The sequence below is a fragment of the Paeniglutamicibacter antarcticus genome (genome assembly GCF_039544305.1).
In the GTDB taxonomy this organism is placed as follows: Bacteria; Actinomycetota; Actinomycetes; order Actinomycetales; family Micrococcaceae; genus Paeniglutamicibacter; species Paeniglutamicibacter antarcticus_C.
The window spans coordinates 205,949-225,604 of record NZ_BAABLK010000028.1; the positions used below are offsets into that span (position 1 = coordinate 205,949).

The following is a 19,656-nucleotide window of genomic DNA, read 5'->3' on the forward strand; positions in this document are numbered from 1 at the left end:
ACTCTATTCCGTGGTTGGCTTGGGCGCAGAGGACAGGGCCTTCTCGATGTCCTTGTCGGCATTGACCGGCATCATCGCATGGACGATGTCGCCCTGCTGCAGCCGCATCCCGGGAACCGGGAGCATGCCTTCGCCAAAGCGCGAGAGATAGGCGATGCGGATCGGTGCGGCGGCCTCGAGCTCTTCAAGTGCGCAACCGTACCAGTCCTCGTGGACGTTGACTTCGCCAAGGATCAGCCGGCCCGAGGCCTCGCGAAAGTCGCCGTGGAGCGAATGCTCCGGCAGGATCCTGCGCAACACCTGGTCCGAGCTCCAGCGCACTGCGGCGACCGTAGGGATGCCCAGCCGCTGGTAGATCTCCGCTCGACCGGGATCGTAGATCCGGGCCACGACGTGCGGGACATGGTAGGTTTCGCGGGCCACCCTGGTGGCCAGGATGTTCGAGTTGTCGCCGCTGGAAACTGCGGCAAAGGCGTAGGCCTCACTGATCTTGGCTCGTTCCAAGGTGTCGCGGTCGAACCCGACGCCGGAGACCTTGAGGCCGGAGAAGTTGCGGCGCAACCGGCGGAAGGCCCGGTCGTCCTGGTCGATGATCGCGACCGAGTGGCCGGCGTCGTCGAGCGTGTGGGCCAGGGTCACACCCACCCGACCGCAACCCATGATGACGAAGTGCGCCATAATCCATCCTTTGATTCCAGCCGGGGTGCCAGGGTTTTGCTTTACCTGCACGCTTCATCCGCCAGTCTTTCACGGTTCCCGGCCTCGATGCGTGATTCTTCACCCGGTGCCCGACGGTGTGGTGTATGACAGGGCGGGGCAAACCGGGCTAGTTTTGGAGCGTGCTTTCATTTCTCGCCGCGTTGAAGCGGATTCTGGTGGGGCGCCCCTTTAGGACCGAAAAACTAAAGCAGGCGCCGCTTCGCAAGCGTCTTGCCCTGCCCTTTTTCTCTGCCTCCGCGTTCTCCTCCATTGCCTACGCTCCGGATGAGGTGATCCTCACCCTTGCCTTGGCAGGACTGGGTGCCATGGCGTTCTCCCCGTCGGTCGGCCTGGCGATCATGGTCGTGATGCTGGTCATCATCGCCTCCTACCGGCAATCGGTGAAGGCCTATCCCTCCGGCGGAGGCGACTACGAGATCGCCTCGGTGAACCTCGGCCACCGCGCAGGGACCACGGTGGCGGCGGCCCTGCTGGTGGACTTCGTGCTCACCGTTGCCGTGTCGATTTCCTCTGCCTCGCACTACGTTGTTGCCGCCTTCCCCGCCCTGGATGGCAGCCAACCCTGGATGGCCACCGGCGGGGTGGTGATCCTCACGCTGCTGAACCTGCGCGGCCTGGGACGCTCCCGGCTGGGCAATGCCTTACCGGTCTACCTCTTTGTGGGCGTGGTGCTGGTGATGTTGGCCATGGGCGGGATCTTTGCCGCCACGGGGAACCTGGGCATGGCCCCGAGTGCGGGCTTCGAGGTCGTTCCTAACCCCAACTACCCGCACGGCCTCACCGGGCTGGCCGGGGTGTTGCTGGTGCTGCGTGCCTTCTCCACGGGTTCGGCGGCGCTGACCGGGGTGGAAGTTCCGATCTCCAACGTCCACAAGATGGCCGCCCCCAAGGCGCGCAACGCGGCGACCGTGTTGCTGCTGCTGGGATTGATCGCCGGCGCCTTGACCCTGGGGACCATGTACCTGGCGCGTGCGGTTGACGTCCACGTGGTGGAGGACCCGGCCACCGGGCTTCTGCTCAACGGCGGCCCGATCCCTGCCGACTACATCCAGAACCCCGTGTTGAGCCAGTTGGCCGAGGCGATCTTCGGTGGAAGCTCGATCGGGTTCTTGCTGGTGCTGGCACTGACCGTGGCGGTGCTGCTGATGGCCTCGCACACCTCCTTCAATTCCTTCCCCAACCTGGCCTCGCATCTGGCCACCGACGGCTACCTGCCCCGCCAGCTGCGCACCAGGGGTGACCGGCTGGGGTTCTCCAACGGCATTCTGGCCCTGGCGATAGCCGCCATCGTCCTAATCTGGGTATTCAACGCCCACGTCCCGACCCTGATCCAGCTCTATGTGGTGGGCGTCTTCGTGTCCTTCACGCTGAGCCAGCTGGGCATGATCAAGCACTGGGGCCGCGAGCTGGCCCAGGCCCCGGAAACCCGGGTACGGGCCAAGATTCACCGCTCCCGGTTGCTGAACATCGTGGGCTTCGGCCTCACCGCCGCGGTGCTGGTGATCGTGCTGGGCACCCGGCTGGTGCACGGGGCTTGGCTGGCCGTACTGGGCATCGCGGTGCTGTTCTTCATGATGGACGCACTGCACCGGCACTATGTGAAGGTTGATCGCGAACTGGCCATCGCGGATGACGAATCGGCCACCGCACTGCCCGCACGCGTCCACGCGCTGGTGCTGGTCTCCACGCTGCGCAAGCCGGTGTTGCGGGCGGTGGCCTTCGCCCGTGCGGCGCGGCCCTCGAAGATCGATGCGATCGTGGTGGATTCGGATTCCGAGCGCACTGCAGCGACCCTTGCACAATGGGAGGCATTGGGCATCCCCGTGCCGATCACCGTGCTGGCCTCTCCCTACCGGGAGATTTCGCCTCCGATCATCGAGTACATCCGCTCGATCAAACGCGATTCCCCGCGCGATTTGATTGTCGTTTACATCCCCGAGTACGTGGTAGGACGCTGGTGGGAACAACTGGTGCATAACCAGACCGCCATGCGAATCAAGAACCGCCTGCACTACGAGCCCGGTGTGGTGGTGGCCTCGGTGCCGTGGCGCCTGGACTCCTCGGACGTCACGACCTTCCTGGGACCCACCGAGCAGGGCTCGGCCGGGACAAGGCCCCTCAACACCTCAGCAACACCCGCGATCCCCAAGCCGAAAGACATTTCATGAGCACGCAAGAAAACATCCTGAAGGTGCGCCTGGACGCGCCTGCCCACGGCGGACACTGTGTGGGGCGCCACGAGGGAAGGGTGGTCTTCGTGCGCCACGGAATCCCCGGGGAACTGGTGTCCGTCGCCGTTCGTGATGACGGGGAAAAGGCCCGCTTCTGGCGCGGCGACGTGGTGGAAGTCCACGAACCGGCCGAAAGCCGTGTGACGCACTTCTGGCCCCAGGCCGATGCCCTGGCCGCCGCTGCCCGGGGCGTGCTGCCTGTCGGAGGCGCTGAATTCGGACATATTGCCCTGGAAGCGCAGCGCGAGATCAAGTCGCAGATCTTCATCGAGCAGATGCAGCGACTGAGCGGCCTGGACGCCGCCGAGCTCGGCTTCACCGGTGTCCGGGCACCGGCCGGTGAGTCCGAGGACGCTCTGGGGTGGCGCACGCGCACCGCCTTCGCCGTGGACTCCAAAGGCCGGCTGGCCATGAGCCCGTTTCGTTCAAACGAGCTCATCCCCGTCCAAGAGATGCCCCTGGCGCACCCACAGATCAACGAGCTCAAGCTCTGGGAACTCCCGTTGGCCGGCATCAGCCGCATCGAGGTCGCCGCCGGCTCGGGGGAAAACCCCGGGGCACTGGTGCTCTTCATCGAGGACGGAACCATCGCCGGTGCCGCCGGACGAGCGGCCAAGCGGCTGCCCGAGGGCACCAGCGCCGCAGCACTGACCCAGGTCCCCGGTTCTCTCACCGACGGGCGCGGCGCCCTGACCCGGCTGCGCGGGCGGACCTGGCTGGCGGAATCGGTGGCCGGGATGGACTACCGCGTCACCGGTGAGGGTTTCTGGCAGATCCACCGCCTGGCACCCGAGGCACTGGTGGCCCGGGTGATGGCACAGCTGGAGCCGGGCTACGGGGCACGGATTGCCGACCTTTACGCCGGTGCCGGGCTCTTCAGCGCGCCGCTGGCCGCGGCCGTGGGCGATGACGGGATGGTGCTTTCCATCGAGGGTGCACCTGGCACCAGCAAGGACGCGCTGAAGAACCTGCGTGAACACAAGCAGGCCGTTATCGTCCAGGGCAGGGTGGAAAAGGTGCTCGGCGCGCAGCTGCGCGAACGCAACACCACCCTTGATGCCATCGTCCTTGACCCCCCACGCACCGGTGCCGGGAAGCAAGTCGTTTCCGCCATGGGGAAGTCCGGGGCCAAGAAGATTTCCTATGTCTCCTGCGATCCGGCATCATTTGCTCGCGACAGCGCCGATCTGTTGCGGGCCGGGTACCGGCTGGATGCGGTCGAGGTCCTTGACCTTTATCCGCACACGCACCACATGGAGACCGTGGGGCTGTTCGTTCGCCACTGAGCGAGGATGTGACCCCGTTCGGCCTGCAAATGTCGGGCTGGCGGGGCACGAAGCGCGGCGTGGGGATAGACTGTTTCTAGCTCTGCCGCAATAAACACAAGTCGAACTCAGTTAGGACTGCCTAACTGGATTTCCTTGTGAGCGTGCAACGAAGATGAAAAATCCGGCGAGAGGAGTCCCAATGAGCAATGTGGACAGCTATGGTGCCAAGGGCGTACTGGACGTCAAGGGCAAAGAATATGAGATTTACCGGCTGAACGCCGTCGAAGGCGCCCAAAGCCTTCCGTACAGCCTCAAGGTTCTCTTGGAGAACCTGCTTCGCACCGAAGACGGTGCGAACATAACCGAGGACCACGTCAAGGCCGTGGGCCAGTGGGATCCGTCCGCGGAACCCAACACCGAGATCCAATTCACCCCGGCACGCGTCTTGATGCAGGACTTCACCGGTGTTCCGTGCATCGTGGACTTGGCAACGATGCGCGAGGCAGTCAAGGACCTGGGCGGGGATCCAACCCGCGTGAACCCCTTGGCTCCTGCCGAGATGGTCATTGACCACTCCGTGCAGATCGATGTGTTCGGCAATGCCGGTGCACTCGAGCGCAACATGGAGATCGAGTACCAGCGCAACGGGGAACGCTACCAGTTCCTGCGCTGGGGCCAGACGGCATTTGACGACTTCAAGGTCGTCCCCCCGGGAACCGGAATCGTGCACCAGGTCAACATCGAGTTCCTGGCACGCACCGTGATGACACGCGAGGTCGATGGCAAGCTGCGCGCCTACCCCGACACTTGCGTGGGCACCGACTCCCACACCACCATGGTCAACGGCATGGGAGTGCTGGGCTGGGGCGTTGGCGGTATCGAGGCCGAGGCAGCAATGCTCGGCCAGCCGGTCTCCATGCTTATCCCGCGCGTTGTCGGCTTCAAGCTCAAGGGTGCGATCGCCGCCGGCGCGACCGCGACCGACGTGGTGCTGACCATCACCGAGATCCTGCGTAAGCACGGTGTCGTGGGCAAGTTCGTGGAGTTCTACGGAGAAGGCGTGGCTCAGGTCCCGCTGGCCAACCGTGCGACCATCGGCAACATGTCCCCGGAGTTCGGGTCGACCGCCGCGATGTTCCCGATTGACGATGTCACCCTGGATTACCTGCGCCTGACCGGCCGTCCGGCCGAGAACGTCGACCTCGTGGAGGCCTACGCCAAGGAGCAGGGCCTGTGGCACGACCCGAGCCGGGAGATCCGTTTCTCTGAGTACCTGGAACTGGATCTCTCCACGGTGGTTCCCTCCATCGCCGGCCCGAAGCGTCCGCAGGATCGCATCGAGCTCTCCAGCGCCAAGGAGCAGTTCCGCAAGGACATCCACAACTACGCCGCAGGCGCCGCCGACGAGCTGAACATCGGTCGCCCCTCGACCTCCGTTGAGATCGCCAAGGAAGACGGCACCACGTTCTCCATCGACCACGGCCTGGTCTCGATCGCTTCGATCACCTCGTGCACCAACACCTCGAACCCCTCGGTCATGCTTGCCGCAGCTCTGCTGGCACGCAAGGCAGTGGAAAAGGGCCTGGTGTCCAAGCCATGGGTCAAGACCTCGGTCGCCCCGGGCTCGAAGGTCGTCACCGAGTACTACGAGAAATCCGGCCTCATGCCGTACCTGGAGAAGCTGGGCTTCTTCATCGTGGGCTATGGCTGCGCGACCTGCATCGGCAACTCCGGTCCGCTGGATGCGGAGATCTCTGAGGCCATCCAGGTCAACGATCTTGCCGCGACCGCAGTGCTCTCGGGCAACCGTAACTTCGAGGGCCGCATCAACCCGGACGTGAAGATGAACTACCTGGCCTCTCCGCCATTGGTCATCGCCTACGCACTGGCCGGCACCATGGACTTCGACTTCGAGAACGATTCCCTGGGCTCAGACGATGCGGGCAACGAGGTGTTCCTCAAGGACATCTGGCCTTCACCGACCGAGGTGCAGGAAACCATGGACGCCTCGATCGATGCGGACATGTTTGCCCGCGGCTACGAGGGTGTCTTTGACGGGGACGATCGCTGGAAGGCGCTTGACACCCCGGCAGGGAACACCTTCGAGTGGGCCGAGGATTCGACCTACGTTCGCAAGCCCCCGTACTTCGATGGCATGAAGGCAACCCCGGAGCCGGTGCAGGATATCTCCGGCGCCCGCGTGTTGCTCAAGCTGGGTGATTCGGTCACCACCGACCACATCTCCCCGGCCGGTTCCTTCAAGTCGGACTCCCCGGCAGGGCAGTACCTGCTGGCCAACGGCGTGGATCGCAAGGACTTCAACTCCTACGGCTCGCGCCGTGGCAACCACGAGGTCATGATCCGCGGCACGTTCGCGAACATCCGTATCCGCAACCAGATCCTGGACGGAGTCGAAGGTGGCTTCACCCGCGACTTCACCCAAGACGGCGCTCCGCAGTCCTTCGTCTACGATGCTGCGCAGAACTACAAGGCTGCCGGCACCCCGCTGGTGGTCCTGGGCGGCAAGGAATACGGTTCGGGATCCAGCCGTGACTGGGCAGCCAAGGGCACCGCGTTGCTGGGTGTCAAGGCCGTCATCACCGAGTCCTTTGAGCGTATCCACCGCTCGAACCTCATCGGCATGGGCGTTCTTCCGTTGCAGTTCCCGGCCGGCGAATCCGCCGACACCCTGGGCCTGACCGGCACCGAGACCTTCTCTGTCGAGGGAGTGACCGAACTCAACAACGGCACCACACCCAAGACCCTGAAGGTCACGGCCGTGGGCGAAGACGGCAAGAAGGTCTCCTTCGACGCCGACCTGCGCATCGATACCCCCGGCGAAGCCGATTACTACCGCAACGGCGGCATCTTGCAGTACGTCCTGCGCCAGATCTCCGCCAGCTAACCAGTTGGCATAGATCCACTTGAGCAAGGGGTGGGACAAGCCGGGGAAACCGGGCCTGGTCCGCCCCTTGCGGCATTTAACGAAACAGCCCTGTTAGCATCGTGGCCACGAGGGGTCCAACCTTGGTAGCACCAGCGAAACGGAGGCAGGGCGATGGATGGATTGCAGGGCTGGCACCTGGTGATCGTGGCGAACGTGGTCATCATTGCGGCGGTTGTGTTCCTGATGTACTGGTATTTCCGGGGCGCCCGCAAGCGCCGGGAACGCCGAAAACGTCCCCCGGTGGATCGCACCCGGGGTCGGAGATGAGTAATGCGGAGGGTGCTTCGGCACCGTTCGCACCGCTGCCCACCGTCGAGCCCTGTTCATGGCTGCGGAACCTGTTGTCCGATGAGTTCGGCGGGCCAAACACCGTGGTGCCCCGTGGATTTACTGCCTGCGCACGGATCCTGCATCCCATCGACCGTGACCGGCCTAGGGCACCGGATACCTAAGACACCGTGGATGCCTCCATGTGCCTGGATATCGAAAGGGAACCCGGTTCCTGGGCGGAACTTGCCGCAGCCACCTCCAGGCGGCGGGGTCCCTACACACAAAGCGCAGACATACTCCCTGCCCGGACCAACGTGCATGAGGAATGGTTCACTGCCGATGGCTGGCGCTATGGCCAAAGCGAAGAAGGGAACCTTGATCTGGATACCTTGGAGCGACTCGCAGCTGTGCTCTCACGCCACACCGGAACCCCGGAATCGGGTGTCGCGGCCATCTGGGAGGGCTGGGGCTCCGGGGTTTCTATGCCGTACTTCTCCTCGGAGGTGCAGGTGAGAGCCCACCGGCTCGGCAGGTTGCTCGGTGGCCTGCGGGCCGCCAGGAGCACGCCGGCGAAGCAACCGAAACCTGCGTGCCTGGAGTTGCCGGGCAGGACCCACCAATTTTACGCTGCAGGTATATCAGCATTCTCCGATCGCGGGTGGCCGTTGCAGGCTCCGTGGATTCTTCATGACTGGATATCCCAGTCACCGAGCCTCGTATGGCCCGATGACCGTGCATGGGTCATGGTCACGGAAGTGGACTACGACTCGACAATCATTGCCGGTAGCCAGGAACTGGTTACTGAGTTGCTTGAAACCGATCGCGTAGAGGCTTTCGCGGTGGGGGAGGACGTCGAGGAGTACCTGTGGGCTATTCCCGAGCGACGTTGGTCCCAACCACCGGGGGAGTGTCCCGGGCTTTGGCCTGCACGATGTCGCGGTCCAGCTGCGCCACCCTGGCTTCAAGATCGGAGCGCATAAATTCCATGCGCTCGCGATCATTGGCCAGCGAAGTCGGCGCTTTGCGCGGAACCCAGCATTCCATGGTGACGCCTTCAAGCTCCTGGACCCGTGTCTGGCCCATGATGATGACCCGATCGGCCGCGCTCAGCCGCTCCCCGGCCAATTCGGAGGGCAACTCGAACTGCATGTCGACACGATTTGCGGCCATCACCTCTGCGGCGAGCCCATTGCCGTGGTGGGCCGGTACCGGCCCCGCCGATTGCACGTGAACGGCTTCGCCAGCCCCCTGGCGAAAGAGCGCCGCGGCCATTTGCGGTTTGCCGCCGTTGGTATTGCAAACGAAAAGGACGTGCGGGCGCGGAAAATCACCGGGGGTATTCATGGGGGTCGTGCTCGTAGGCACGCAGGAAAGAAGAATGTTTAGGCGCCCATGATTACATGGAACGCCGAAAGGCCGGAGGGATCCGGATGCAAATGGTGCCGCGGGGACAAATACGGGGCGGTAGGATTGAATTGGTATTTGCCACTGCGAAAGGACTGCCACCGTGTCATTGCTTCGGACCATTAAAGGACCCCGGGATCTCCGAGGTTTGAACATGGTCGAAATGCACCAGCTGGCCGAAGAGATCCGGACGTTCCTGATCGGCAATGTGGCGCGCACCGGTGGCCACCTTGGACCCAACCTCGGCGTCGTGGAATTAACCCTCGGAATCCACAAGCTCTTCGATTCACCGCGTGACTCGATCATCTTTGACACCGGCCACCAGTCCTACGTCCACAAGCTGTTGACCGGTCGGCAAGACTTTTCCACGTTGCGCCAGCAGGGCGGGCTCTCGGGATATCCCGAACGCGTCGAATCCGTGCACGATATCGTGGAGTCATCGCATGCCTCCTCCTCGCTGTCCTGGGCCGACGGTATCTCTCGCGCCCGCAAGCTGACCGGAGAGGCCGATCGCTACGTGGTTGCGTTGGTCGGCGACGGCGCGTTGACCGGCGGCATGGCGTGGGAAGCGATTAACAACATCGCCGCGGACAAGGACCGTCGGGTGGTCATCGTGGTCAACGACAACGGACGCTCCTACGCTCCGACCGTGGGAGGTCTGGCCGACCAACTCGCCGGACTGCGCCAACGGCTTGACCAGTTCCGCACCCACCCGGCCTACGAGAACACCATTGACCGCCTCAAGGTGAGGCTGAAGGATTCAGGCGCGGTGGGCCAGTTCGCCTACAAGTCGCTGCATGCCACCAAGAAGGGCGTCAAGGACTGGTGGGCCCCCCAAGGCCTCTTCGAGGACCTGGGCATGAAATACATTGGTCCCATCGACGGACACAACCAAGCCGCGGTCGATGAGGCGTTGTTGCAGGCGCGGAACTTTGCCGGACCGGTCATCGTGCATGCCATGACCGAGAAAGGCCGCGGTTTTGCCCCGGCCCGCGCCGATGAAGCCGACCAGTTCCACGCCGTCGGAGTGATCGACCCGCAGACCGGCAAACCGATTTCCAAGGCCTCCGCACGTTCCTGGACCAGCGTCTTTGGCGAGGAAATCGCCGCAATCGCCGATGAACGCAACGACATCGTGGCGATCACCGGTGCCATGCTGCAGCCGGTGGGCCTCAAGGCGATGGCCGAACGGCACCCGACACGCGTGCTGGACGTGGGAATCGCCGAGCAGCACGCGATGACATCGGCAGCCGGGCTTGCCTTTGGCGGACTGCACCCCGTGGTGTGCATCTACGCCACCTTCCTGAACCGCGCGTTCGACCAGTTGCTTATGGACGTGGCACTGCACAAGGCGGGGGTCACGGTGGTGCTGGATCGGGCAGGGGTCACCGGACCCGACGGACCCAGCCATCACGGCATGTGGGACATGGCACTGATGCAGATCGTTCCCAACCTCCATCTTGCGGCTCCGCGCGATGCGGTGCGGCTGCGCGAGGAGCTGCGCGAGGCGGTGGCCATCAGTGACGCGCCCTCCGTCGTCCGTTTCTCCAAGGGCAGCGTGGGTGCCGAGATCGTGGCCGTCCAACGCCTGCACGACGGGGTGGACGTCCTGGTCAAGCTCGGTCCCGGGGAGGAACGCGACGTGCTGATCGTCTCGGTCGGCGCCATGAGCGAGATATGTCTTGACGTAGCTTCCCGGCTGAACGCGCAGGGCATCACCGTCACGGTGGTCGACCCGCGCTGGGTGCTGCCTGTTCCGCGTTCGATCATCGGTCTTGCGGCCCGGCACCGCATCGTGGTCTGCGTCGAGGACGGGGTCCGCGCAGGAGGCGTAGGCTCACGTATCCGACAGGAAATGCGCGCAGCCGGAGTGGACACCGCCTTGAACGAGGTTGGTCTGCCCACCGAGTTCCTGGCCCACGGAAGCCGCACCGAAGTCATGGACCGTGTCGGCCTCAGTGCCGACAGGATCGCCAACGACACCCTTGCCCAGGTGCTGGGCACCAAGGTACCCTTTGCCCGTCCGTTGCCAGGCGCCCAACTTCCCACCGGACAGATTCCCCAGCTGTGAGTGCTGCGCCGATCATTCCCGCGGACCTGCCGCGCGAACCCGCCGGAGCCGTTTTGGGGGACATGGTGGTGGCCCGGGCGTGGAAGTACGATGGCCAGCCGCACTGGGTGGTGCCCGGACGATACCTGGGCAACGACGGCCATGGCCACTGGATCTACCAGCCTGCAGGATCCCTTGTCGCCAGGCCCGGCCACGGGCACTGGGCGGAAACCGACGCCGTATGCCTGGTCCCTGCCTCGGGACACTGGATCGGCACCTTCTACGACCACACGGACGAGGACTTCCGTATCTACCTGGATTTGTCCACGAACATCGGTTGGCGCGAGCTGGCCCGCGGTGGCTGGGAAGCAAACTCGGTGGACATGGACCTCGATGTCATTGATTCGAGCTCTCGCGGGATCTTCCTCGATGACGAGGACGAATTCGCCGAACACGCCGCTGCCATGGGGTACCCCCCGGCGCTGGTGGACTGCATCGCTGCCGAAGCCCAAGAACTGCTCGGTGCTGTGCGACAGGGTGCGGAGCCCTTTGACGGCACCGCCACGGACTGGCTGATCCGGGGACGAACAAAGTTTTCACGCAACGCATCTCGCTAAGGAGCACCACCGCATGTCAATAGTCCGCACCTACCGCCGCGACGAAGACGGAACCATGAAGTTCCGCGAGGCCTGGTTCTCCACCTATGAAGGCGAAGCGCTTGGCCAATTCGTGGTGAACCATGGAACGGTCGGGCACCTGTCCACGACCGAGACGGCCAAAGACGTCAACGAGGAAACCGCCCAGGGCCTGCTGGCCGCGTTCACCGAACAATGCGAGGCCGACGGCTTCGCAACGATCACCGAGGCCGACCAGGGCTGGGTCATCGTGCAATACGCGCTGAAGACCCTGGAGGGAACCGATCGGGACAAGTATCTGGAAAGCACCGCCAAGGAAGCCCTTGTCGGCCACCTCGCCTGGCGTGGACTGGGCACCGTGGAGTCCTCGGACTACGGCCCGCGCAAACTGAACATCCGTGTGCTCTCCCCGGAGCCCAAAAAAGCCGTCTCGGCCATCAAGACCTGCCTGCGCGAAGCCAAGCTGGATTTCACCAAACTGTCAATCGCCATGGCACCTTTCGAGGATGTCGAGAAGCTCCGTCAGGCCTACCCCCTGCCGGCAAAGACCCCCTTCACCCTGGGCTAGCCAACGCTTCCGGTCGAGGGCGGTAAAACATCTTTCACCGCCCTCGGGTCCCTTCCGCTTAGAGATGGTCGCTAACCAGGAAAGCATCGGAGGTCGCGTCCGTATGCGGTTCCCGGGTCCACGGGCATATGGCTCCAAGCAGGCAAAAAACCCTGCGGGGTATGGTGGAGGGGATACCTAATTCGAAAGTAGGAGGTCTCGTGGAACTGTTGACAAGCAACGATATTGCAGCCTTGGCGGAGCCCGGGCAGGATCAGACCCATGTCTGCCTGTTCATGCCGACACATAGATTTGGACGGGGAGTGGAGGTGGACCAGGTTCGATTCAAGAATCTGGTCTCCGGTGTCGAAGCGACCCTTGAAAAGACGATGAAGCGGCCGGAGATCGACGCACTGCTCGCTCCGGCACGTGAGCTTCGCGATGATGCCATGGAATGGCAGTACATGAGCGATGGCCTGGCGATGCTGTTGGGCAAGGATTCGCACCGCACTTTCCGGGTGGCTGCGCCGATGCCCACGCTTGCCACCGTCGGTGACAAACCCGTCCTTGGCCCGATGCTGCGCCTGCTTTCCGGTGACGGAAACTTCCTCGTTCTGGCTCTGAGCCAGCGCGAGATCCGCTTGATGGAAGGCAGTCGAAACACGGTGGAGGACGTGCAACTCACCGATGTTCCCACCAGCCTGAAGGATTCCATCACCCCCAAGGAAGCCCGCTCGGACACCATGAGCAGGCCAGCGGCGAAGGCGGGCCGCGGCGCAGGTGCAGCCGTCTTCTACGGACATGGCGCCGGTGACCAGCACCTGAAGTCCCTTGAGGTGGAGCAATTCCTGCGCAATGTGTCTAACGGGCTTAAGGAAGTCCTGTCCGGACAGACCGTGCCGATGGTCTTGGTTGGCCTTGACCATCTCGTCTCGGCGTACCGCGAGGTCAACAACTACCCGAACGTCATTGACGGGTCGGTTGATCGCAACCCGGATCAGCTCTCCGCCGAGGAACTGCACAAGTTGGCTTGGCCGCTGATCGAAAGCCGGCTTCGCGCGGACCGCGCGAAGGTCATCGATCGGTTCAAGGAACTGAACGGAACCGGCCGCGTCTCCAGCGACCTGGCGACGATTGTCCAGGCAGCGGCCGAGGGCCGCGTGGAAACCCTGTTTGTCAAGGCGGATCCGTGGTGCTGGGAGCGTGTCGCCGATGAGGACGCACCAGTTGTCCAGCTCGGCGCCGACGAACGGTTCGCCGATTGCGAGCTCGTTGACGCGGCAGCCGTGGCAACTCTGAACACCAGCGGCAGGGTCTTCGCTACCTCCGAGACCGTGGCCCCCGGCAGCGAAGTCGCGGCAATCCTGCGGTACTAGGAAATCCGCGTGCCAATGCGGGCCCCGGGTAGTCGCTTGGTGCGGCAACCCGCGGCCCGCAGTTCGGGAAAACCGGTGGCGGGGCAGCCAGTGCACACAACGGATGAGATGGCGTGCAACACTGGCCCCATGGGCTCTTTCACGATATCAACAATCGCACGGCAACCGACGCCGAAGTCGTCGCGCTCTATGGGTCAGTTGGCTGGGTTGCCTACACCAACGATCCGGACCTGCTCTTTCAGGCGCTACGGTGCTCGGCATTCGTTGTTGCGGCACGGAACCAGGATGGAATGCTGATTGGTTTGGCCCGGACCGTTTCCGACGATGCGACGATCTGCTACCTGCAGGACATCTTGGTCCACCCGGAGGCCCAAGGCACCGGGGTGGGACGCGCCTTGTTCGACGAAGTGAAGCAGCGGTACGGGCATGTGCGCCATATGGTGCTCATCACCGATGACGAACCGCAACAGCGAGCCTTCTATGAAGCAATGGGGCTGCGTGAGGGATCAGATTTCGACTCCGGACCCGTGCGCGTGTTTGCCCGGTTCCGCTAGGAACGTGCAGGGCCAGAACCGGCGTCCCGGCGCGATAAACGCGTGGTGGTAGCCCCCCGCCCACCGCTGGCCGGCCCGTATCAGGATAGTGTGCGGGAGCCCTTCCCCCGGGGATTTGTTGTGTGGCGGGAATAGCTGGAGAATCGGTTCATGGTAGGCACTTTAAGGGAAGACGGTTTTGTGGTTCGAGTCGGGGGCCACTCCCGGGTTGAGATCATCCAATTTCTGCGCCGTGCGAACATCTTGCACAATGACCATGGCGAGACGCTGCTCGCTCATCCCGCGTTCGATGCGCCTGAGGCTCGAAGCCTACGGATCGTGGAACGAACGGTCCGCGACCTTGGCTTCGAGCACGGGTCGGTGCAGTCACGGGTCTTCACCACTGCGAGGAACCAGGGCCTTGAACTCTGCCCGCTGGTGACCGGCCCTTACCTGCGATTGGCGATGACGGAGCAGTCCAATGCACCGGACTCCGTATTGTCCGCAGGCCGGGCCCCGACCGGAGCAATCCACGTCGCCTCCGACCCGCCGAGCCAGGACGTGGAGTACCCCAAGGGATTCTACCTCCGTGTCGTTAACGGACAGAGGTGGCTAAGGGGTTACCGGTGTGATGACAAATACGAGTGGGCGCCAGAGCAGCGGCTCGCATTGGTGTTGCCAGCTAGCTAAGCGTGTAAGGGCCCATATTCGGATCATGAGCGAAGGGACAGTTGCGCTCATCCACCACATCGCCACGATGTGTTCGTAGGAGGAAGCACTTTCGAGACCCAAGCTTGAACAGATTACCCAGCGGTGGCCCAACTTCACCTGGACGGCCGACGATGACACCTTCGGCGCCAAATGGAACCAAATAGGGCAGACCTATTTCCTATAGGGCTCCAGCTGCGATAACGCTGTTCCAGGAGCCTTGCTGTTTTTCCAACGTACGTCGGATACTTTGCGACGGTGTAGGCGGCGTTAGCGCTATCAGAACCAAACCGAACAACGAGGAACGGCCTTGAGCGTGCCTCGATGCGAATCCGGAACCGGTTTTTGCCTTAAGGAACTCGCGCGCATGCTCAAGACAACGGCGTGCATGGTGTTTGTGGGGGGGATGTAAATCGGCCACCCGCGGAACAACGGTAGGGTAGGTGGCAAACAAGCTGAGCGAGCCAATCACCAAGCTGCCGCGCGTGGTTGCCGCGTATCCTGACTTGCGCCGCGACGCTGCTGACGTGGTGGACCCCAGGAGACCGCCAAACACCGATGCCCAAATGGGCACGATGACTCCTCTTGGGCAAAAGCGGCGGGGATCGAAAACGGCATCATGTAGGCGGCACCGGCCAAAGCGCTGATGATGGAAAGGGGGGGGCACAGCAACCGGTGACGGAGCAACCACACTGCGCCCGCGTCCACCTCCCGGTGGAGGTGAAGCTGCTGGGAAACCAGCCGTGCAGACGCAGGGGCGGAAGTTTCGGGGCAAGTCAATGGTGGCGGTGAACATCAAAGCACCCGGGGAAGCGCCAATGGGCGGGACCGTCAGGAACCTGGCAGCGGCATGGACCATTGGCTGGTCCGCGAGCGGCATCGGGTTGGACGCAAACGCCGTCGCCGGAAGCGGTATGGTTTTGAAGCCGCTGCCGTCAGCGACGTTGGAGACCGCGTTCCCCGCCCACAGCTTTCTGTAAACTGGTCCCAGCGCCATGGTGACCGGGGCTGCCGGGATGTCCGTGTCTTCCTGGTGATCACAGATTCACCGCGCTCCGGAAAGCCGGCGGCTCTTGGCGAAAGCCGGGTTATTTCAGGATCTGGCTGAACCCGTATTCGAACTCGCCATCGGAAGTGATTGAGAGCAGCGTCTTGTCTCCGGCACCGTGCGACGGGCAATGCACGCGGTAAAGAACGGCCTGCCCATCCATTGGTTCGTCGTCACACGGAACCGCTGTGTCGGCATTATCGCCTGAACCGACCAGGAACCGTGTCTGTGCAGGGGCCTCGATCGTCATTTCCACGAAACTTCCGGTCTCGCGCGTGACGGTTTTTTGGCTAAGGACATGTATGGACTCGGCGCTGAACGTTTTGCCCTCTCCTTTGGTTTGCCCGGGGGAACCGTCACCGGATGAGACTGCGGGTCTCGGAGGCTTGGAATCATCGGCCGAGGCCGACACATCACTTGGCGGCGCAAGGGCGTCCAGTGAAGTGCAAGCCGTCGCTGTCAACAGAACAGCGGAAATCACGAGCGCGTGCGCAAAACCGGCTGCCGGACCGTCGCTAATCATTCCCCAGGCCCTTTCTGGTTATCGTCAGGTGCTGCGGGGCCGCATCGCGTACGCAGGGTTTCGGTGCCTGGTCCGTTGAGTTCGTCGCAGTAGGCCCCGCGGCCGGCCATGGCCATGGCCAGTGCCAAGGTGCTGCCGGAGACCAGCGGACCGTTCCCGGAGGCAAAGGGCCCGTCGTTGGCCACCAACCGGAGTCCGGCGGCGGTGCTCTTGCTGTTCACCGCGAAGTCCCGACCCGCATAGAAAACGGCAACGGATGTAGCTGCTTCCATCGGTACGGTGTGCTCGATGCCCAGCGGACGACGGATATCCTGGGCATGGACGACCACTTCGCCCAGCCACGCCTGGACCGGTCCAAACGGCGCGGTGCTGCTGTTCACGACATGGCGAAACCGGGCGAGGGTATCGGCAGGGGAGGATCCGAGGTGTTCGGCCAGGCGCCGCTCGTTGTGCAGGTCGAAGTCGAAACGGGCCCCCAGCACGCTGGCAAACCAACGTGCCGGCCCGATGCTCGCCGCGGCGGTGAGGTGGACAAGGCTCCTCCGATCTGCGGCAGCACGTTGTCGGCGAGTCTAGCAAGCATACGGGGCAAAGAGATGAAAAAGGCGGTGCCACCTACTGTTCTCCCGGTAGGTGGCACCGCCCGACGCTGCGGCCCCGAAGGGCCCAGCACGGTTCAGGCTTAGTCGGTGCCCGAATCGAAGGCCGCGCGCTCCGAGGCGCGATCGGTGGCCAAGCCATCGGGGTCTACTGCCTCGGCGTCGACGATTGCGGAGGCGCCGCCGGCCTCGAGCTCGCCGACGAGCTTGACGGTCTTGTCGCCCAACAGGCCTTGGTTGGCGTACTGCTCCAGGCGTGAGCGGGAATCGGCGATGTCCAGGTTACGCATGGTGAGTTGGCCGATGCGGTCCAGCGGTCCGAAAGCGGAGTCGCCCACGCGTTCCATGGAGAGCTTGTCCGGGTGGTAGCTCAGGTTTGGCCCGGTGGTGTCCATGACCGTGTAGTCATCGCCGCGGCGCAGGCGTACGGTGACGGTGCCCGAGACGGCGGAGCCGACCCAGCGCTGCAGGGATTCGCGCAGCATCAGTGCCTGCGGGTCCAACCAGCGGCCTTCGTACATCAGGCGGCCCAAGCGGCGGCCCTCTGCGTGGTAGTTGGCAACGGTGTCTTCGTTGTGGATGGCGTTGAGCAGGCGCTCGTAGGCGATGTGCAGCAGCGCCATGGCCGGGGCCTCGTAGATGCCGCGGGACTTGGCCTCGATGATGCGGTTCTCGATCTGGTCGCTCATGCCCAGGCCGTGACGGCCGCCGATCTTGTTGGCTTCGTCGACCAAGGCCACGGCGTCGGCGAATTCGACACCGTTGATGGCGACGGGGCGGCCGGCCTCGAAGGTCACCGAGACGTCTTCGGTCTTGATGGCCACGGATTCGTCCCAGTAGCGCACTCCCATAATCGGCTGAACCGATTCCAGCGAGGTGTTGAGCAGTTCCAGGGTCTTGGCCTCGTGGGTGGCGCCCCAGATGTTGGCATCGGTGGAGTAGGCCTTTTCGGCGGAGTCGCGGTACGGGAAGTTGCGTTCGGTGAGCCATTCGCTCATTTCCGAACGACCACCGAGTTCGTGCACGAATTCCGGGTCGAGCCACGGCTTGTAGATGCGAAGCTTCGGGTTCGAGAGCAACCCGTAGCGGTAGAACCGCTCGATGTCGTTGCCCTTGTAGGTCGAACCGTCGCCCCAGACATCGACACCGTCTTCGCGCATGGCACGCACCAGCAGGGTGCCGGTCACGGCACGGCCCAGCGGGGTGGTGTTGAAGTAGGACTTTCCGCCTGAACGGATGTGGAAGGCGCCGCAGGCCAGGGCCACCAGCCCCTCTTCGACGAGGGCCGGCTTGCAGTCGACCAGGCGGGCGGCTTCGGCACCGTATTCCAGAGCGCGGCCGGGAACTTCATCGATGTTCGGCTCATCGTATTGGCCGAGGTCTCCGGTGTACGTGTAAGGGATGGCACCCTTTTCACGCATCCAGGCAACGGCGACGGAGGTATCAAGGCCACCGGAGAACGCGATACCTACGCGTTCACCAACGGGCAGGGAGGTGAGGACTTTAGACATACCCCCCATCTTAAGGGTTCGCGGGCGTTTAGGCAGAACCGGACCCGCAACGGCTCCGACACACTGTGGTGCGCGCCATGGTGCATGCTGGAAGTAGCGGGTATCAGGAACCCGCCGACCGTCGGCGCCGCCGTGGGCGCGCGGACGGGTTCTATGAAGCAGCAGGTGAAAGGACGAACACGCATGGACACCATGGAATACCGTCGATTGGGATCCTCGGGACTGGTGGTTTCCGCCGTGGGACTGGGATGTAACAACCTGGGCAGGGCAGGGACCGCAACGCAGGACCAAGCAGGAACCGACGCAATCATCAACGCCGCCCTGGAATCGGGGATCACCTTCTTTGACGTGGCAGACATGTACGGCAAGGAACCCGGGCTCTCCGAAACCATGCTGGGCAAGGCGCTGGGATCCCGCCGCGACGAGGTCGTGATCGGGACGAAATTCGGCCTGGACATGAATGGCGCCAACGGCAACGATTTTGGGGCCCGTGGGTCGCGCAGCTACATCATCCGTGCCGTTGAGGCTTCCCTGCGCCGCCTGGGAACGGACTACCTCGACCTCTACCAATTTCATACCCCGGACCCGCTCACCCCGGTTGCCGAGACCCTCGCGACCCTCGATGGCCTGGTCAGTGCCGGCAAGGTGCGCTACATTGGGCATTCGAACCATTCCGGGTGGCAGATCGCCGAAGCCGAGTTCACCGCCCGCATCCAGGGCACCGAACGCTTCATCTCCACGCAGAACCACTACAACCTGCTCGATCGACGGGCCGAGCTCGAAGCGGTACCGGCGGCCCAAGCGTATTCGTTGGGTCTGTTGCCCTACTTCCCCCTCGCGAACGGGCTCTTGACGGGCAAGTACTCTGGGGCCACCGCCCCCGTGGGCTCCCGGCTTACACATGCGCGACAGCACCTGATGGACACGGTGGATTTCTCCCAGTTGCGCAGCTTCTCCGACTTTGCCGCCGAGCGGGGGTTCACCGAACTTGAAATCGCCATTTCTTGGCTCGCGGCCCAGCCCGGCGTTTCAAGCGTCATAGCCGGGGCGACCCGCCCCGGGCAGATCGAGCAAAACGCGCGAGCGAACTCCTGGAAGCCGAGCAGCAAAGACTTGGCGGAACTGGACACCATCTTCCCCAGGACCCCAAGGATTGCCTTGTTCTGAGCCGTGACCGACCCAGACGCCACCGGGAAGAATGCTCCCGGGGTCGCGTGCCACGCGACCGGCTGGCATGGTGGCCGGGCCCACCTGCCGGTACAGTGGGCGTCTTTGACGACAGTGCC

General features: G+C 63.6%; 16 protein-coding genes and 1 pseudogene. 12 read left to right on the forward strand and 5 right to left on the reverse strand.

Translation table 11 applies throughout. From position 1 onward, the window contains the following. Window positions 1-3: 3 nt before the first annotated feature. A complete protein-coding gene (locus ABEA12_RS09900) occupies window positions 4-678 on the reverse strand; it encodes a potassium channel family protein (RefSeq protein WP_210101132.1) in 675 nt (224 codons plus the stop codon). Window positions 679-839: 161 nt separating this feature from the next. On the opposite strand from ABEA12_RS09900, the gene ABEA12_RS09905 reads away from it, so the two are divergent. From ABEA12_RS09905 to ABEA12_RS09920, 4 genes are all read left to right on the forward strand, one after another. Beyond that, window positions 840-2,888, forward strand: a complete 2,049-nt coding sequence (locus tag ABEA12_RS09905; RefSeq protein ID WP_345467895.1) for an APC family permease — start codon at window positions 840-842, stop codon at window positions 2,886-2,888. Beyond that, on the forward strand, window positions 2,885-4,237 hold the full coding sequence (locus tag ABEA12_RS09910; protein WP_210101131.1) for a class I SAM-dependent RNA methyltransferase: 1,353 nt from the start codon (window positions 2,885-2,887) through the stop codon (window positions 4,235-4,237). The genes ABEA12_RS09905 and ABEA12_RS09910 overlap by 4 nt, the downstream gene beginning before the upstream one ends. Before the next feature lie 181 nt (window positions 4,238-4,418). Next, window positions 4,419-7,124: an aconitate hydratase AcnA gene (gene acnA / locus ABEA12_RS09915; RefSeq protein ID WP_210101130.1), complete on the forward strand. Its 2,706-nt coding sequence runs from the start codon at window positions 4,419-4,421 to the stop codon at window positions 7,122-7,124. 153 nt (window positions 7,125-7,277) lie between these two features. Beyond that, window positions 7,278-7,433, forward strand: coding sequence for a hypothetical protein (locus ABEA12_RS09920; protein ID WP_210101129.1), 156 nt, complete (start codon window positions 7,278-7,280; stop codon window positions 7,431-7,433). Window positions 7,434-8,306: 873 nt separating this feature from the next. On the opposite strand, the gene ABEA12_RS09925 is transcribed toward ABEA12_RS09920, so the two are convergent. After that, window positions 8,307-8,780: an arsenate-mycothiol transferase ArsC gene (locus ABEA12_RS09925; protein ID WP_210101128.1), complete on the reverse strand. Its 474-nt coding sequence runs from the start codon at window positions 8,778-8,780 to the stop codon at window positions 8,307-8,309. 163 nt (window positions 8,781-8,943) lie between these two features. Between ABEA12_RS09925 and dxs the strand changes: the two genes are divergently transcribed. The 7 genes from dxs (at window position 8,944) to ABEA12_RS09960 (ending at window position 15,669) form a co-directional block, all read left to right on the forward strand. Beyond that, on the forward strand, window positions 8,944-10,911 hold the full coding sequence (gene dxs / locus ABEA12_RS09930; protein WP_210101127.1) for a 1-deoxy-D-xylulose-5-phosphate synthase: 1,968 nt from the start codon (window positions 8,944-8,946) through the stop codon (window positions 10,909-10,911). Next, complete coding sequence (locus ABEA12_RS09935; RefSeq protein ID WP_345467904.1) at window positions 10,908-11,507, forward strand: DUF402 domain-containing protein; 600 nt, start codon at window positions 10,908-10,910, stop codon at window positions 11,505-11,507. The genes dxs and ABEA12_RS09935 overlap by 4 nt, the downstream gene beginning before the upstream one ends. 13 nt (window positions 11,508-11,520) lie before the next feature. Next, a complete protein-coding gene (locus ABEA12_RS09940; protein WP_210101126.1) occupies window positions 11,521-12,093 on the forward strand; it encodes a hypothetical protein in 573 nt (190 codons plus the stop codon). A gap of 200 nt (window positions 12,094-12,293) precedes the next feature. After that, complete coding sequence (locus tag ABEA12_RS09945) at window positions 12,294-13,448, forward strand: baeRF3 domain-containing protein (protein WP_210101125.1); 1,155 nt, start codon at window positions 12,294-12,296, stop codon at window positions 13,446-13,448. 113 nt (window positions 13,449-13,561) lie between these two features. Beyond that, the gene (locus ABEA12_RS09950; protein WP_345467909.1) at window positions 13,562-14,002 is read left to right on the forward strand and encodes a GNAT family N-acetyltransferase; all 441 of its coding nucleotides are present in this window, start codon (window positions 13,562-13,564) and stop codon (window positions 14,000-14,002) included. Window positions 14,003-14,320: 318 nt separating this feature from the next. Then, a complete protein-coding gene (locus tag ABEA12_RS09955; RefSeq protein ID WP_345467912.1) occupies window positions 14,321-14,671 on the forward strand; it encodes a hypothetical protein in 351 nt (116 codons plus the stop codon). Between the two features lie 806 nt (window positions 14,672-15,477). Further along, the gene (locus ABEA12_RS09960) at window positions 15,478-15,669 is read left to right on the forward strand and encodes a hypothetical protein (RefSeq protein WP_345467915.1); all 192 of its coding nucleotides are present in this window, start codon (window positions 15,478-15,480) and stop codon (window positions 15,667-15,669) included. Window positions 15,670-15,777: 108 nt separating this feature from the next. Here the strand turns inward: ABEA12_RS09960 and ABEA12_RS09965 are convergent, their stop codons facing one another. From ABEA12_RS09965 to argG, 3 genes and pseudogenes are all read right to left on the reverse strand, one after another. Beyond that, window positions 15,778-16,260, reverse strand: a complete 483-nt coding sequence (locus tag ABEA12_RS09965) for a hypothetical protein (RefSeq protein WP_210101123.1) — start codon at window positions 16,258-16,260, stop codon at window positions 15,778-15,780. Next, window positions 16,257-16,784, reverse strand: a pseudogene (locus ABEA12_RS09970) (maleylpyruvate isomerase family mycothiol-dependent enzyme); the annotation flags it as partial. The pseudogene ABEA12_RS09970 and the gene ABEA12_RS09965, both read right to left, overlap by 4 nt. Window positions 16,785-16,942: 158 nt before the next feature. Next, complete coding sequence (gene argG / locus ABEA12_RS09975) at window positions 16,943-18,370, reverse strand: argininosuccinate synthase (protein WP_210101122.1); 1,428 nt, start codon at window positions 18,368-18,370, stop codon at window positions 16,943-16,945. Between the two features lie 183 nt (window positions 18,371-18,553). On the opposite strand from argG, the gene ABEA12_RS09980 reads away from it, so the two are divergent. Beyond that, on the forward strand, window positions 18,554-19,537 hold the full coding sequence (locus tag ABEA12_RS09980) for an aldo/keto reductase (protein WP_345467920.1): 984 nt from the start codon (window positions 18,554-18,556) through the stop codon (window positions 19,535-19,537). Window positions 19,538-19,656 lie beyond the last annotated feature (119 nt).